The sequence below is a fragment of the Pseudomonas sp. GD04019 genome (genome assembly GCF_029837695.1).
GTDB lineage: Bacteria > Pseudomonadota > Gammaproteobacteria > Pseudomonadales > Pseudomonadaceae > Aquipseudomonas.
In genome coordinates this window covers 448,603-462,593 of record NZ_JAOEEA010000001.1, presented here as the reverse complement: position 1 = coordinate 462,593, position 13,991 = coordinate 448,603, and the positions used below count along the sequence as shown (strand labels likewise).

Annotated in this window: 12 protein-coding genes; 3 read left to right on the top strand and 9 right to left on the bottom strand. The window is 69.3% G+C overall.

Translation table 11 applies throughout. The features are described 5' to 3' along the window. The first annotated feature begins 38 nt into the window (after positions 1-38). Positions 39-4,946, top strand: coding sequence for an alpha-2-macroglobulin (locus tag N7607_RS02150; protein ID WP_279867015.1), 4,908 nt, complete (start codon positions 39-41; stop codon positions 4,944-4,946). Between the two features lie 149 nt (positions 4,947-5,095). Beyond that, positions 5,096-5,440 (top strand): endonuclease domain-containing protein, encoded by a 345-nt coding sequence (locus tag N7607_RS02145; RefSeq protein ID WP_279867017.1) that lies wholly within the window; start codon positions 5,096-5,098, stop codon positions 5,438-5,440. Between the two features lie 28 nt (positions 5,441-5,468). Here N7607_RS02145 and N7607_RS02140 read toward each other — a convergent pair whose 3' ends face one another. After that, the gene (locus tag N7607_RS02140) at positions 5,469-5,762 is read right to left on the bottom strand and encodes a hypothetical protein (RefSeq protein ID WP_279867019.1); all 294 of its coding nucleotides are present in this window, start codon (positions 5,760-5,762) and stop codon (positions 5,469-5,471) included. A gap of 114 nt (positions 5,763-5,876) precedes the next feature. Between N7607_RS02140 and pbpC the strand changes: the two genes are divergently transcribed. After that, positions 5,877-8,222, top strand: coding sequence for a peptidoglycan glycosyltransferase PbpC (gene pbpC / locus N7607_RS02135; protein ID WP_279867021.1), 2,346 nt, complete (start codon positions 5,877-5,879; stop codon positions 8,220-8,222). A gap of 2 nt (positions 8,223-8,224) precedes the next feature. Here pbpC and N7607_RS02130 read toward each other — a convergent pair whose 3' ends face one another. From N7607_RS02130 to ada, 8 genes are all read right to left on the bottom strand, one after another. Then, entirely contained in the window at positions 8,225-9,352 is a 1,128-nt protein-coding gene (locus tag N7607_RS02130; RefSeq protein ID WP_279867023.1) for a GGDEF domain-containing protein, read from the bottom strand. Positions 9,353-9,436: 84 nt separating this feature from the next. Continuing rightward, positions 9,437-9,880: a DMT family transporter gene (locus N7607_RS02125; RefSeq protein ID WP_137974143.1), complete on the bottom strand. Its 444-nt coding sequence runs from the start codon at positions 9,878-9,880 to the stop codon at positions 9,437-9,439. A 51-nt stretch (positions 9,881-9,931) separates the two neighbouring features. Next, the gene (locus N7607_RS02120; protein WP_279867024.1) at positions 9,932-10,420 is read right to left on the bottom strand and encodes a GNAT family N-acetyltransferase; all 489 of its coding nucleotides are present in this window, start codon (positions 10,418-10,420) and stop codon (positions 9,932-9,934) included. Continuing rightward, on the bottom strand, positions 10,417-10,977 hold the full coding sequence (locus N7607_RS02115; RefSeq protein WP_279867025.1) for a DUF4136 domain-containing protein: 561 nt from the start codon (positions 10,975-10,977) through the stop codon (positions 10,417-10,419). The genes N7607_RS02120 and N7607_RS02115 overlap by 4 nt, the downstream gene beginning before the upstream one ends. 64 nt (positions 10,978-11,041) lie before the next feature. Further along, positions 11,042-11,635 carry a DUF4136 domain-containing protein gene (locus tag N7607_RS02110; protein ID WP_279867027.1) on the bottom strand — a complete coding sequence of 198 codons (594 nt, stop codon included), beginning with the start codon at positions 11,633-11,635 and terminating at the stop codon, positions 11,042-11,044. A gap of 35 nt (positions 11,636-11,670) precedes the next feature. Beyond that, the gene (locus tag N7607_RS02105; protein ID WP_279867029.1) at positions 11,671-12,420 is read right to left on the bottom strand and encodes a methyltransferase domain-containing protein; all 750 of its coding nucleotides are present in this window, start codon (positions 12,418-12,420) and stop codon (positions 11,671-11,673) included. Continuing rightward, complete coding sequence (locus tag N7607_RS02100; protein WP_279867030.1) at positions 12,417-12,719, bottom strand: nucleotide pyrophosphohydrolase; 303 nt, start codon at positions 12,717-12,719, stop codon at positions 12,417-12,419. Before N7607_RS02100 ends, N7607_RS02105 begins: the two co-directional genes overlap by 4 nt. Positions 12,720-12,906: 187 nt before the next feature. Continuing rightward, on the bottom strand, positions 12,907-13,944 hold the full coding sequence (gene ada, locus N7607_RS02095; protein WP_279867032.1) for a bifunctional DNA-binding transcriptional regulator/O6-methylguanine-DNA methyltransferase Ada: 1,038 nt from the start codon (positions 13,942-13,944) through the stop codon (positions 12,907-12,909). Positions 13,945-13,991: the final 47 nt, after the last annotated feature.

The following is a 13,991-nucleotide window of genomic DNA, read 5'->3' as shown; positions in this document are numbered from 1 at the left end:
TATAGTGCTGGGCCTCAGATATCTGCGCGAGGCCCGCCATGCAGTACAAAGGATTGTTTCTGGCATTCGCGCTCAGCTTGCTGAGCGCCTGCGACTCCTCCACCCCCGATACCGCCGCGGCCCCGCCCGGCAAACCCGCCGTCCAGGAGGATGCCGCCCGCCCGGCGGTGGACAAGGCCGCGCTGAGCAAGCGCTACGCCGGCCGCGAGCTGAGCGTGGCGGACGCCTCGGAAGTCCAGCTGGATGGCGCCAGCACCCTGTCGGTGAGCTTCAGCGTGCCGCTGGACCCGGAGCAGGACTTCGCCGCCAAGCTGCACCTGGTGGACAAGAAGAGCGGCAAGGTCGACGGCGCCTGGGAGCTGTCCGACAACCTGATGGAGCTGCGCCTGCGCCATCTGGAGCCACAGCGCAGCCTGGTGCTCTCGGTCGACCGCGGGTTGCGCGCGATCAACGGCAGCGAGCTGGCCGCCGAATACAGCACCACCATTGATACCCGCGACCTGCAGCCCACCGTCGGCTTCGCCAGCCGCGGCTCGCTGCTGCCGACACGCCTGGCCGAAGGCCTGCCGGTGATCGCGCTGAACGTCGACAAGGTCAACGTCGAGTTCTTCCGTATCAAGCAGGAGTCGCTGCCCAACTTCCTCGCCCAGTGGGGGCGCAGCTCCAACCTGGACACCTGGCAGTCGCGCGAGCTGCTGCCCATGGCCGAGCTGGTCTACAGCGGCCGCTTCGACCTCAACCCGGCGCGCAACACCCGCGAGACCCTGCTGCTGCCGATCGCCGGCCTGGAGCCTTTCAAGCAGCCCGGCGTGTACCTGGCGGTGATGCGCCAGGCCGGCACCTACAACTATTCGCAGCCGGCGAGCCTGTTCACCTTGAGCGACATCGGCCTGTCCGTGCATCGCTACCACGGTCGCCTGGACGCCTTCGCCCAGGCCCTGGAAGGCAGCAAGGCGTTGTCCGGTGTGGAGGTCGAACTGCTCGGCGGCAACGGCCAGGTGCTGGCCAGCGCCAAGACCGACGGCGCCGGCCATGCCGAACTGCCGCTGCCGGACAAGGCCGCCGTGGTGCTGGCCCGTCAGGGCGAGCAGACCAGCCTGCTCAACCTCGGCAGCCCGGCCCTGGACCTGGCCGAGTTCGATATCGCCGGTGCGGTGGCCAACCCGCTGCAGTTCTTCGTGTTCGGCCCGCGCGACCTGTATCGCCCGGGCGAGCTGGTGTTGCTCAACGCCCTGCTGCGCGATGCCGATGGCCGCGCGGTGAAGCCGCAACCGGTCAACGTGGAAGTGCGCCGGCCGGACGAGCAGGTCAGCCGCAAGTTCGTCTGGGAGCCGGGCGAAAACGGCCTGTACCAGTACAAGCTGCAACTGGCCGGCGAGGCGCCGACCGGGCGCTGGCAGCTGCTGTTCGACTTCGGCGGCGGCCGCCAGCAGATCTATGAATTCCTCGTCGAGGACTTCCTTCCCGAACGCCTGGCCCTGGAGCTGAAGGGTAGCGACAACCCGATCAAGCCGAGCGACGAGGCGCGCTTCCAGGTCGAAGGCCGCTATCTCTACGGTGCGCCGGCGTCCGGCAATCGCCTGACGGGCCAGGTCTACGTGCGCCCGCTGCGCGAGGCGGTCAAGGCGCTGCCCGGCTACCAGTTCGGCTCGGTCACCGAGGAAGAGCTGAGCCAGGACCTGGAACTGGAAGAAACCACCCTGGATGCCCAGGGCAAGGCCACGGTCGGTGTGGAAAACCGTTGGGCCGAGGCCAAGTCGCCGCTGCAGCTGATCCTCCAGGCCAGCCTGCAGGAATCCGGCGGCCGCCCGATCACCCGGCGCCTGGTGCAGCCGGTGTGGCCGGCCGAGCGCCTGCCGGGGCTGCGTGGCCTGTTCGATGGCGAGAATGTGGATGGCGATGGCCTGGCCGAGTTCGAGATCCTGCTGGCCGACCCGGCCGGCAACAAGCTGGCCAGCGACAACCTGCAGGTGCGCCTGATCCGCGAGCGCCGCGACTACTACTGGAGCTTCTCGGAGAGTGAGGGCTGGAACTATCACTACAACGAGAAGTTCCTCAACCTCGGTGAGGAGGGCATCAAAGTCGCCGCCGGCGGCACCGCCAAGGTCAGCTTCCCGGTGGAGTGGGGCCCCTATCGCGTCGAAGTGACCGATCCCCAGACCGACATCACCAGCAGCCTGCGCTTCTGGGCCGGCTACTCCTGGCAGGACAACACCGAAGGCGGCGCGGTGCGCCCGGACCAGGTCAAGCTGGCCCTGGACAAGCCGGCCTATGGTAGCGGCGATACGGCCAAGGTCACCGTCACGCCGCCGTCCGGTGGCAGCGGCTACCTGATGGTCGAGTCCAGCGACGGCCCGCTGTGGTGGGAGGAAATCGAGGTGCCCGCCGAGGGCAAGAGCTTCGATATCCCCCTGGCCAAGGAGTGGGCGCGGCATGACCTGTACGTCAGCGCCCTGGTCATCCGCCCCGGTGAGCGCGAGGCCAATGCCACGCCCAAGCGTGCCGTGGGCCTGCTGCACCTGCCGTTCGACCGCGCGCCACGCCAGCTGCAGGTCAGCCTCACCGCGCCGGAGAAGATGCGTCCGCAGCAGCCGCTGAAGGTCAAGGTGCAGGCGAAAAATGCCGACGGTAGCGCGGCGCAGAAGGTCAACGTGCTGGTGGCGGCGGTGGACGTCGGCATTCTCAACATCACCGAATACAAGACGCCCGATCCGTTCGCCGAGCTGTTCGGTCGCAAGGCCTATGGCGTCGACCAACTCGACGTCTACGGCCAGCTGATCGAGGCCGGCCAGGGTCGCCTGGCCAAGCTGGCCTTCGGTGGCGACGCGGCGCTGGCCAAGGGCGGCAAGCGCCCGGACACCAGCGTCACCATCGTCGCGTTGCAGAGCGTACCGGTCGAGCTGAACGCCCAGGGCGAAGGCGACGTCAGCCTGGACATCCCCGACTTCAACGGCGAGTTGCGCCTGATGGCCCAGGCCTGGACCGACGAGCACTACGGCATGGGCGAGGGCAAGACGGTGGTCGCCGCGCCGCTGGTGGCCGAGCTGTCGGCGCCGCGCTTCCTCGCCGGTGGCGACGAGACCAGCGTGGCCCTGGACCTGACCAATCTGTCCGGTGCCGCACAGAAGCTCGACGTGCAGATCGAGGCCGAAGGCCAACTGAGCCTGTCCGAAACGCCCGGCGGCTACATGGCGCCGCTGCAGCTCGACCAGGCCCAGCGCACCACCCTGCGCATCCCGGTGCGTGCCGTTGGCGGTTACGGTACTGGTGTGTTGCGGGTCAAGGTCAACGGCCTGAGCTTGCCGGGTGAGAGCCTGCCGGCCTTCGCCCGCGAGTGGCGCATCGGCGTGCGTTCGGCCTGGCCGGCGCAGCAGAAGCACCTGCGCAGCGTGCTGCAGGGCGACAGCTGGCAGCTGCCGGCCGGCACCCTGGCGGCCTTCGAACCGGCCGGACGCGAGGCGCTGCTCAGTGTCTCCAGCCGTCCGCCGCTGAACCTGGCCGAGCAGATCCAGGCGCTCCGGGCCTACCCCTATGGCTGCCTGGAGCAGACCACCAGTGGCCTGTATCCGTCGCTCTATGCCGACTCGGCGACGCTGCAGAAACTCGGCCTGGAGGGCGAGCCGGAAGAGCAACGGCGCAACTCCATCGAGATCGGCATCGAGCGCCTGCTCGGCATGCAGCGCTACAACGGCAGCTTCGGCCTGTGGGGTTCGGACAGCGACGAGGAATTCTGGCTGACCGCCTACGTCACCGACTTCCTCCTGCGCGCCCGCGAGCAGGGCTTCGCCGTGCCGCCGGAGGCACTGGAGAAGGCCAACGAGCGCCTGCTGCGCTACCTGCAGGACCGCCAACTGGTGGATGCCGGCTACAGCGACAACCTCGACCACACCCGCTTCGCCGTGCAGGCCTACGCCGGCCTGGTGCTGGCGCGCAGTCAGCAGGCGCCGCTGGGCAGCCTGCGCGCGCTGTACGACCGCCGCGCCGACGCCAAGTCCGGCCTGCCGCTGGTACAGCTGGCCGTGGCCCTGCAGAAGATGGGCGACAAGCCCCGCGCCGACGAGGCCCTGGCCCTCGGCCTGGGACTCGGCCGCCAGCGCCAGGAGTGGCTGGCCGACTACGGCAGCCCGCTGCGCGACCAGGCGCTGATCTATGCCCTGCTGGAGGAGAACGACCTGGCCGCCAGTAGCCGCGATCAGCTGCTGTTCAGCCTGGCCGAGGAACGCGCCCTGCAGGACTACCTGTCGACCCAGGAGCGCAACGCGCTGTTCCTCGCCGGTCGCGGCCTGATCAAGACCCCCGAGAAGAGCTGGAACGCCGTGCTCGAAGCCGGCGGCCAAGTGCGCGAGCTGAGCAACGCTCAACCGGCGCTGAAGCTGGACGGAGCCAGCCTGAGCGAGCCGCTGAGCCTGAGCACCGGCTTCGCCGACAAGCTCTACCAGCAGCTGACCATCTCCGGCTACCCGACCTCGGCACCGGCGGCGCGCAGCAACAACCTCGGCATTGAGCGCGGCTTCTACGGCCTGGACGGTCGCCCGCTGGACCTGAACAACCTGGCCAGCGGCCAACTGGTGCTGGTGCACCTGGCGGTGCGCGCCGAGGAACGAGTGCCCGACGCCCTGGTGGTGGACCTGCTGCCGGCCGGCCTGGAGCTGGAGAACCAGAACCTGGCGCAGAGCGCCGCCAGCCTGGACGACGCCAGCAGCGCGGTGAAGGAGTGGCAGAAGTCGATGCAGAACGCCGCGATCAAGCACCAGGAGTTCCGCGACGACCGCTTCGTCGCCGCCCTGGACGTGAACGGCTACGACACCACCCACCTGCTGTACCTGGCCCGCGCCGTCACCCCCGGCACCTACCGGGTGCCGCCGCCCCAGGTGGAGTCGATGTATCGCCCGGCATGGAATGCGCTGGGCGCCGCGCCGGCGCAGCTGGTGGTGCGCGAGCGCTGAGCAGCACCCTCTCCCTAGCCCTCTCCCGGGAACGGGAGAGGGGACTGATCGTGCAGGGAGATGAGGGCCGAGTCACCCCTCGCCCATTTGTGGGGGCACGCCTAGTGGAGAGGGGCGGGGGAGAGGGTAGTGGGAGCAAGGAGGCTCCAATGGGCCTGAGGGAAAACGCCAAGACGCTGCGAACCCATATGACCGACGCCGAGACGCGGCTCTGGTACCACCTGCGTGCTCATCGCTGCATGGGCCTCAAGTTCAAACGGCAGAAGCCCATAGGCCGCTACATCGTCGACTTCGTTTGCCTGGAGCATTTCTTGATAATCGAGTTGGATGGTGGGCAGCACGCGGAGCAGACAAATGGCGACCGCGAGCGGGATGAATATCTGAGCAGGCGAGGTTATCGCGTGCTGCGATTCTGGAATCACCAGGTATTGGCAGAGATGGAGGCGGTGCTGGAAAGCATTCGACTGGAGATCTGCTCACGTCTAGTACTCTGACGCGGATGGATGCCTTTGCCAGCAGCTATCAACCAATCAGCAGACTAAGCACCCAGAGTGCCAGCAACAGGACGATCAGGCCCCAGACTATCGAGCCGCGCAGGAAGGCGCGTATCGCGCTGAACAGCAACAGCAGGCCCAGGATTAGCACCAGGATGCTGATCCAGTTCGGGTCCATGCCTAGTGAGCGGGACAGCCCGTCGATGAAGTTGGCCCCGGCCTGACCGATCATGCGGAAGAAGCCGGTCAGGGCCTCGACCAGGACACGAATGAAGTTGCCCAGTACCTCGCCCAGTCGCTCGAAGAAGCTCTCGGTTCCCATCGATCCTTCCTTACACTCTGTGGGTGATCCTCAAGCTTGGGCTGCACGGGCCCGAGCCGAGTTCCCCCCGTTGCGTCCGAGCCCGTCCATGGCGAAGTACCCGAGCCGATGAACATGCCGTTTCTTCAGCGCTTCTGGCGGCTCCTGCGCCGGCCCTGGCTGGGGCTGCCACTCGTCCTGCTGCTGGGGTTGTGGACGGCCGACCGGCTGTTCCCCCTGCCGCTGCCGGAGGACGGCTTGGCCCGCGTGGTGCTGGCCGAGGATGGCACGCCGCTGTGGCGCTTCGCCGATGCCGATGGCGTGTGGCGCTACCCGGTGGCGCCGGGCGAGGTCTCGCCCTATTACCTGCAGGCGCTGCTGACCTACGAGGACCGTTGGTTCTACGCGCACCCCGGGGTCAATCCGCTGGCCCTGGGCCGCGCCGCCTGGCAGAACCTCACCGGCGGGCGGGTGCTGTCCGGCGGCAGCACCCTGTCGATGCAGGTAGCGCGCCTGCTCGATCCGCACGAGCGGACCCTGGTCGGCAAGTTCAAGCAGCTGTGGCGCACCCTGCAGCTGGAGTGGCACCTGTCCAAGGACGAGATCCTCGCCCTGTACCTGAACCGCGCGCCGTTCGGCGGCACCCTGCAGGGCGTGGCGGCGGCCAGCTGGGCCTACCTGGGCAAGTCGCCGAGCCAGTTGACCCGCGCCGAGGCAGCGCTGCTCGCGGTGCTGCCCCAGGCGCCCAGCCGGCTTCGCCCGGACCGCCACCCCGAACGCGCCCAGGCCGCACGCGACAAGGTGCTGCGGCGCCTGGCGCAGTTCCAGCAATGGCCGCAGGCGGCAGTGGACGAGGCGCTGCAGGAGCCGGTGCTGCTGGCGCCGCGCCGCGAGCCCGACCTGGCGCCGCTGCTGGCGCGGCGGCTGAATGTGGCGGGCAGCCCGCCGTTGATCCGCACCACGCTCGACGCCAATCTGCAGCGGCGCCTGGAGGACCTGCTGCTGGGCTGGCGCGCGCGCCTGCCGGAACGCACCTCGGCGGCCATCCTGGTGGTGGACAGCGAGAGCATGGCGGTACGCGCCTACCTGGGCTCGCTGGATGTCGGCGACGAGCGCCGCTTCGGCCATGTCGACATGATCCGCGCCCAGCGCTCGCCCGGCTCCACCCTCAAGCCGTTTCTCTACGGCCTGGCCATGGACGCCGGGCTGATCCACTCCGAGTCGCTGCTGCAGGATGTGCCACGACGCTATGGCGACTACCGCCCAGGCAACTTCGCCGCCGGCTTTATCGGCCCGGTGTCGGCCAGCGAGGCCCTGGCAACCTCGCTCAACCTGCCTGCCGTGCAGTTGCTGGAGGCCTATGGGCCGAAGCGTTTCGCCGGCGAGCTGCGTGGCGCCGGGGTACCGCTGGCACTGCCGGCCGGCGCCGAGCCGAACCTGGCGCTGATCCTCGGCGGCGCCGGCAGCCGCCTGGAGGAACTGGTGGCCGGCTACAGCGCCTTCGCCCGCAATGGTCTGGCCGCGCGGCCACGGCTGCAACCGCAGGACGTACTGCATGAGCGGCGCCTGCTGTCGCCCGGCGCGGCCTGGATAGTGCGGCGCATCCTCGCCGGCCAGGCGCGTCCGGACCGCGACCCGCGTGCCGAGCTGGTGCAGCGCCCGCTGCTGGCCTGGAAGACCGGCACCAGCTACGGCTTCCGCGATGCCTGGGCCGTCGGCGTCGGCCCGCGCCACTTGATCGGGGTGTGGATCGGCCGGCCGGACGGCACTCCGGTGCCTGGCCAGTTCGGCCTGGCCTCGGCCGCGCCGCTGCTGCTGCAGGTGCACGATCTGCTGGTCAACCGTGACCGCCAGCGCGGCCTGGCGCCGCCGGTACAGGAGGTGCCGGCGAGCCTCGGCGTGGCGGCGATCTGCTGGCCGCTGGGCCAGGAGCTGGCGCGCAGCGACCCCAACTGCCGGCGTCAGCGCTTCGCCTGGACCCTGGACGGCACCACGCCGCCGACCCTGCAGGCATCCGACCAGCCACTGGGGCTGGGCCTGAGTCAACGGGTCTGGCTGGACGCGAATGGCCGTCAGGTGGCGGCCAACTGCGCGGGCGCGCGGGAAACCCAGATCGCCTTGTGGCCGGCGCCGCTGGAGCCTTGGCTGCCACGCCGCGAGCGGCGCGCGGCGCGGTTGCCGGCGGCCTCGGCCGAGTGTCCGCCGGCATTGCCGCCACCGGCGGCGCCGCTGTCCATCGTCGGGGTGCGCGAGGGTGATCGTTTGCGCCGCCCGGCCAGCAGCGACGGGCCGTTGCAGCTCAAGCTCTCGGCCCTGGGTGGCAGCGGTACGCGCTGGTGGTTCCTCAACGGCGCGCCGGTGGGCGAGAGCCAGCCCGGGGAGAGTGTCGAGCAGAAGCTGGCGGCGGCTGGGTTGTATCAGCTCAGCCTGCTCGATCAGAGCGGGGCGACGGCGCGGGTGGAATTCCAGGTCGGCGAATAGGCTCAGGAGAGGGCCAGGGCCAAACGGTCACGGCCCTCGGCCTTGGCCCGGTAGAGGGCGTCGTCGACGCGCTTGAAGAAGGCCTCGGCGCTCTCGTCCAGCTCGGTGTCCAGGCAGCCCGCACCGAGGCTGGTGGTCAGCGGCAGGCGCTGGCCGTGCAGCTCGAAGCCACGGGTGGCCAGTTCCATGCGGAAGCGCTCGGCCAACTGGCAGGCCTCGTCCAGCGGGGTGCCCGGCATCAGCACGCCGAATTCCTCGCCGCCCAGGCGCAGCAGGGCGTCGCTGTCGCGGCGGAACACCTGGCGCATGCGCTCGGCGAAGTCGCTGAGGCAGGCGTCGCCACTGCTGTGGCCATGCTCGTCGTTGATGCGCTTGAAGAAGTCGATGTCCAGCAGCACCAGCGACAGTGGCGTGCCCTGGCGGCGGGCGTTGGCAACCATGGCCGGGAACAGGGCGTTGAACTGCAGGCGATTGCCCAGCTGGGTCAGGCTGTCGGTGCGGCTGAGCTGCTCGTAGCGCTCGCGCTGGTCGACCAACTGCTGCTCCATGGTCAGGGTGGCGTGGTACTCGCGATGGCTGCGGTTGAGCGCCAGCAGCAGGTAGCTGAGATAGAAGGCCAGGGTCACCGCCAGGGCTTCCTGGTTCGGCCATTGCCAGGCCAGCACGGCCATACCCGGGGCGTACAGCAGCAGGATGGCGACCACGCAGCGCTGCTTGCGCATGGGGAAGTTGAAGGCCATGGCGGTGCCGAAGGCCACGGTGCTGAGGGTGGCGATCAGCCGTGACGGCTCGAAATCGGGGCGCAGCAGTGCCCAGGCATGGGCCAGGCCCCAGGCCAGGCTGGTGAGCAGGATCAGCGCCCAGTGGCGGTCGATCCACTGGCGCAGGTATTCGTCGTTCTGGTGGACGGGCAGGCGATGCAGCCAGCGCAGGACCATCATCAGGGCGAAGAACGCAGTGCCGCCCAGGCCCAGCACCAGCATGGCGTTGGGCGCGGCGCTGAAGCTCCAGGTCAGCACCCAGGCGAACAGGTAGTAGATGCCGCCCAGGCGCGTGCGGACGCGGGTGTCCTGACTTTCGCGGAGGAGGATAAAGGAGCTGCTGCGGGGGAACTGCGCGTCGGGGGCCATGTGCTGCTGTGATCACAAATTCGGCATATCAGCAGCATAGCGTTGCCGCAGGGGCAAGGAAAGCAATGTGCCAGCATTCCGTCGTCAACCGCGACGAATGAGCCAGATCCCTCCGACGATCAGTGCCAGACCGGCGGCCTTGCCCGCCGTGATCGGTGCTTCGCGAAAGCCCACCCAGCCGTTGTGGTCGAGCACCAAGGCCATGCCCAGCTGGCCGGCCAGTACCAGCACCATGAACAGCAGGGCACCGATGCGCGGCCCGGCGAAGGCCGCGGTGGCGATGAAGAAGGCGCCGAGCAGGCCGCCGCTCCAGTGCCACCAGGTCAGGCCCTTGAAGGCGGATAGGCCGGCTACTTCGCGCTGAGACAGCACGATGATCAGCAGCGCCAGGGTGCCGACCAGGAACGACACCAGGGCGGCGGCCATCACGCTGGACAGGTGCTTGGCCAGTTGGCCATTGATGCCGGCCTGCAGCGGCATCACGGCGCCGGCGAGCAGGGGCAGGGCGAGCAGCCACCAGTTGGGCATGGCGGTCTCCGGGAAAAGGGGCGGGTAGTATGCGCTTTGCTGTCCTGGCGGTCAGCTTCGCAGGCTCTTCACGAACTGCAGCAGTGCCACCCGCTGCTCGCCGCGCTGGCGCTCCTCCAGGCCGGCAAGGCGATAGCCCAGGCGCGCATAGAGCAGCAGGCCGGCGGCATTGTCGTTGAAGCAGGAGACCTTGAGCTCGCGGGCGTCGAAGTCGCGCAGGGCGAGCTGCTCCATCACGCCGACCAGGTAACTGGCCACGCCCTGGCTGCGGGCCCAGGGCGCGATCATCAGGTTGCCCAGGGCGCAATACTCGCCCGCCACGCTCTGGTAGAAGTTGGCGAAGCCGGCAGGCTGTCCGTCGAGCAGCGCCAGGGTGCTGCCCTGGCGTTCCGCGCAGGCCGCCGCCAGTTGCGCGCGGGTCAGTGGCCAGTGGGCGCGGGGGAAGGCATAGAAGAGCTCGTCGGCGTTGCGCACGAAGCACACCACCTGGTCGAGGTCGTCGTCGCTGGCTGGACGATGGCCGAGCTGCTGCTCGCTCATTGCGGTGGATACTGCGCCAGTACCTGGGTCACCGTGGCGCGGATCGCCGCCTCGCGCTCCTCGGGGCTGGGCGGCGACTGGCGCATGATCTGCTCGGCGCTGCCGCGCCAGACCAGCTTGCCGTCCTTGCCGTCGAACAGGTCGACCTGGATGGTGGCCACCTTGTAGTCCACGGTGCGGGTCTCGGTATAGGTCGGGCCGCCCCAGTAGCCTCCCCAATAACCGCCCCAGTAGCCGCCGTAGTTGGTGCTGACCTGGTCCTGGCGCTCGTCGACGATCAGCCAGGCCTGCACCTTGAGATCACCGGCGCTGCCGGCCTGGGCCGGGCGCAGGCCGCGCTGGTCGAGCTGCTCGCCGACGGCGCTGCGGATGCGCTGTTCGGTGAGGTCGCTCTTGATCCGCGGATCGTCCGGACGGTACTGCAGGGCCGGCTCCTGCCAGCTCCAGCTGCGGTAGGCGGCGAAGTCGCGGCTGGCATCGAAATCGCGTTCGACGCGAGCGCTCTGGCAGGCCGCCAGGAGCAGCAGAACCGGGATCAGCAACAGACGCGGGGACATGATCGAAACCTCCGAGGTAGAGCCTCTATCGAACTCCAAGTGGCGCCGTTCGGCAAGCCCGGCATCACTCCGGCGGGTAGGCGCCGAGGGCATCTGTCACGGCGCGGCGCAGGGCGTCGGCGCGTTCGCTTTGGCTGCCCTCGCTGCGTGCCTCGGCGCTGCCGTTCCACACCGGCTCGCCGCTGGCGCCGTCGAACAGTTCTATCTGCACCACCGCCACTTCCACTTCGTAGGTACGCACCAGTGGCACGCTGCCGTACATGCCGTAGTGGTCGCCATAGGGGCCGTGGCCGTAGTAGCTGCCGTAGTCGTCGCGCACCTGGTACTGGCGGCGCTCCAGGCTCAGGTAGGCGCTCACCTGCAGGTCGGCGGCCTTGCCGGCACGCACCGGGCGCAGGCCGCGCTGGTCCAGGCCGCCGCCAACTGCCTCGGCCACCAGCGCGCCATCGGCCCAGGCGCTGCCGGCCGGCTGCTGGCGCCAGCTCCAGTCGCGATAGCGGCCGTAGTCGCGCGGCGCCACCGGGTAGGCGCTGCGGTCGAAATGATTGGCCGCGTTGGCGGGCGCCGCTGGTAGCGGGTTGCCGCCGGCGACGTAGGGATTGTCGCTTTGGCAGGCGGCGAGCAGCAGAAGCAGTGGTGAGATGAGCAGGACTTTCATATTGGCTCCGGAAGTCGTGCGCAGGCTTGAGTCAGCTACAGCGGCCGGCAGACCCAATGCAGGTAGCGGCCGAGGCCGGCGAAGCTCGGGTGACGGCGGTGCGCCAGCTCCATCTCCAGCAGATCGGACAGCTCGGCCTTGGCCTGGAATTCGCTCGGCATGTAGTCATGGAAAACGCGCACGCCGCTCTGGCTTTCGACCTGCCAGTGGCCGTCGAGTTGCGCCGCCAGTTCGCGCGGGTCGAGCGGCTTCTGCGGCGTCAGGCTCTGGCCTTCACCGGCGAAGCGTTCCTTGCGCAGCTTGCGGAAGTGGCCCTTGAGCAGGTTGCGGTAGACCAGCGCGTCCTTGTTGTAGAAGGCCAGGGACAGCCAGCCGCCGGGCGCGACCAGCTGGTGCAGCACCGGCAGGATGGCATGGGGCTCGGCCAGCCATTCCAGCACCGCGTGGCACAGCACCAGGTCGTAGGGTTCGGTGAGCTGGCCGAGCAGCTCCTGCCAGGGCGCCTGGATGAACTGCGCCTCCACACCGGCTTCGGCGAAGCGCTGGCGGGCGCCTTCCAGCATCGGTTCGGCCGGCTCGGCCAGGGTCACGCTGTGGCCGCGCTGGGCCAACCACAGGCTCATATGGCCGAGGCCGGCGCCGACGTCGAGCACCCGCAGCGGGCGCTCCGGCAGCGCTTCCTTGAGGTCGGCCTGCAGCACCGCCAGGCGAATGGCGCCCTTGGCGCCGCCGTAGATCTTCTCGGCGAAGCGGGTGGCCAGTTCGTCGAAGTGCCTGTCGCTCATGTGAAGCGCCTCTCGCTGTCGGCCAGCTTGGCGCGTACCGCCTGCTCCATGTCGATGCCCAGCTCGGCGCACAGCAGCAGGAGGTAGAGCACGATGTCGCCGACCTCCTGGCCGGCATGTTCCAGCTGCTCGGCGGAGAGCTGGCGGGCCTGGTCTTCGGAGAGCCACTGGAAGATTTCCACCAGCTCGGCCATCTCCACGCTGGCGGCCATGGCCAGGTTCTTCGGGCTGTGGAAACGGCGCCAGTCGTTGTGGTCACGAATGGCGTGCAGGCGGCGGGTGAGTTCGGCGATATCCATGGGCTCTCCTTCAGGCCGCATAGCTTCGGCCCGGCAGAGGATTGTCGCAAGTCTGGGAGCTGACTCCCTCTCGCTTCGGGAGAGGGTTGGGGTGAGGGTGCCACGGGCTACACGCAGTAGCCTGGCAGTCCCTTATCCCCGGCCCCTTTCCCAGGGGGAGAGGGGAGTCAGCGAGGGAAGGAGGGCATCAGTCACCCAGCGTGGCGCCTTCCTGGTCCAGCAGCGCCTGCTTGCGCGGCACGCCCCAGCGGTAGCCGGTGAGCGCGCCGCTGGCGCCGATCACCCGGTGGCAGGGCACCAGCAGGCCCAGCGGGTTGCTGGCGCAGGCACGGGCCACCGCGCGGGCATGGCTGCCAAGCTGCTCGGCCAGCTCGCCGTAGCGTCGTGTCTGCCCCGGCGGAATGTTGCGCAGGGCCTGCCATACCTGCTGCTGGAAGGCGGTGCCGCGCATGTCCAGCGGCAGGCTGGCGGCGCGGCTCGGCTCCTCGACCTGGGACACCACCTCGCGCAGCCAGTCGCGCAGGCCGCGCTGGTCGCGGCGCAGTTCGGCGGCGGCGAAGCGCTGTTGCAGCTCGGCTTCCAATTCCAACTCGTCATCGCCGAATAGCAGGGCGCAGGCGCCCTTGTCGCTGGCTGCGAGCAGCAGCAGGCCGAGCGGGCAGAGGGTGATGGCGTAGCGCAGCACCTCGCCGGCGCCCTTCTGTCGACGCTGCGCCGGGCTCAGTCCGGCGGGCTGTTCGTACAGGGCGCGGGTGCCGGAATAGCCGGCGTCCAGCGCCGCCTGCAGCACCGAGCCGGACTGCGGCAGCGTGGCCTCCAGGCGCTGACGGCGATGGGCATCGAACCAGGCCCGCGGGGTCAGCCCGGTGCGGGCCTTGAAGGCGCGCGTCAGGTGCGAGGCGGACAGGCCGATGCGTGTCGCCAGCCAGTCCAGGGTCGGCGGCGTGTCGCTGTTCTCCAGCAGGCGGCAGGCGGCGATCACCAGCTCGTCCAGCTGCTCGGCGCTGCTCTTGCCGGTGGGCGAGCAGCGCCTGCACGGGCGGAAGCCGGCGGCCTCGGCGCTGGCCGCATTCGTGTGGAAGCTGACGTTGTCGCGCCGTGGCCGGCGCGCCGGGCAGCTGGGTCGGCAGTAGATGCCGGTGCTCTTCACGGCGAAGAAGAAGCGCCCGTCCTGGCCGGCATCGCGGTCGCACACGGCCTGCCAGCAGTGGTCTTGGTCGAGCATGGCGAAGGTCCCGTTGATTGGCATGGCTCGATTGTCGGCCCGGGGCG

Bases quoted from the DNA above. Each gene is read 5' to 3' on its own strand.
- N7607_RS02120 (WP_279867024.1), bottom strand. From the start codon at position 10,420: ATGAGCGAGCAGCAGCTCGGCCATCGTCCAGCCAGCGACGACGACCTC.
- N7607_RS02150 (WP_279867015.1), top strand. From the start codon at position 39: ATGCAGTACAAAGGATTGTTTCTGGCATTCGCGCTCAGCTTGCTGAGC.
- N7607_RS02115 (WP_279867025.1), bottom strand. From the start codon at position 10,977: ATGTCCCCGCGTCTGTTGCTGATCCCGGTTCTGCTGCTCCTGGCGGCC.
- N7607_RS02105 (WP_279867029.1), bottom strand. From the start codon at position 12,420: ATGAGCGACAGGCACTTCGACGAACTGGCCACCCGCTTCGCCGAGAAG.
- N7607_RS02110 (WP_279867027.1), bottom strand. From the start codon at position 11,635: ATGAAAGTCCTGCTCATCTCACCACTGCTTCTGCTGCTCGCCGCCTGC.
- ada (WP_279867032.1), bottom strand. From the start codon at position 13,944: ATGCTCGACCAAGACCACTGCTGGCAGGCCGTGTGCGACCGCGATGCC.
- N7607_RS02100 (WP_279867030.1), bottom strand. From the start codon at position 12,719: ATGGATATCGCCGAACTCACCCGCCGCCTGCACGCCATTCGTGACCAC.
- N7607_RS02125 (WP_137974143.1), bottom strand. From the start codon at position 9,880: ATGCCCAACTGGTGGCTGCTCGCCCTGCCCCTGCTCGCCGGCGCCGTG.
- N7607_RS02140 (WP_279867019.1), bottom strand. From the start codon at position 5,762: ATGGGAACCGAGAGCTTCTTCGAGCGACTGGGCGAGGTACTGGGCAAC.
- N7607_RS02130 (WP_279867023.1), bottom strand. From the start codon at position 9,352: ATGGCCCCCGACGCGCAGTTCCCCCGCAGCAGCTCCTTTATCCTCCTC.
- N7607_RS02145 (WP_279867017.1), top strand. From the start codon at position 5,096: ATGGGCCTGAGGGAAAACGCCAAGACGCTGCGAACCCATATGACCGAC.
- pbpC (WP_279867021.1), top strand. From the start codon at position 5,877: ATGCCGTTTCTTCAGCGCTTCTGGCGGCTCCTGCGCCGGCCCTGGCTG.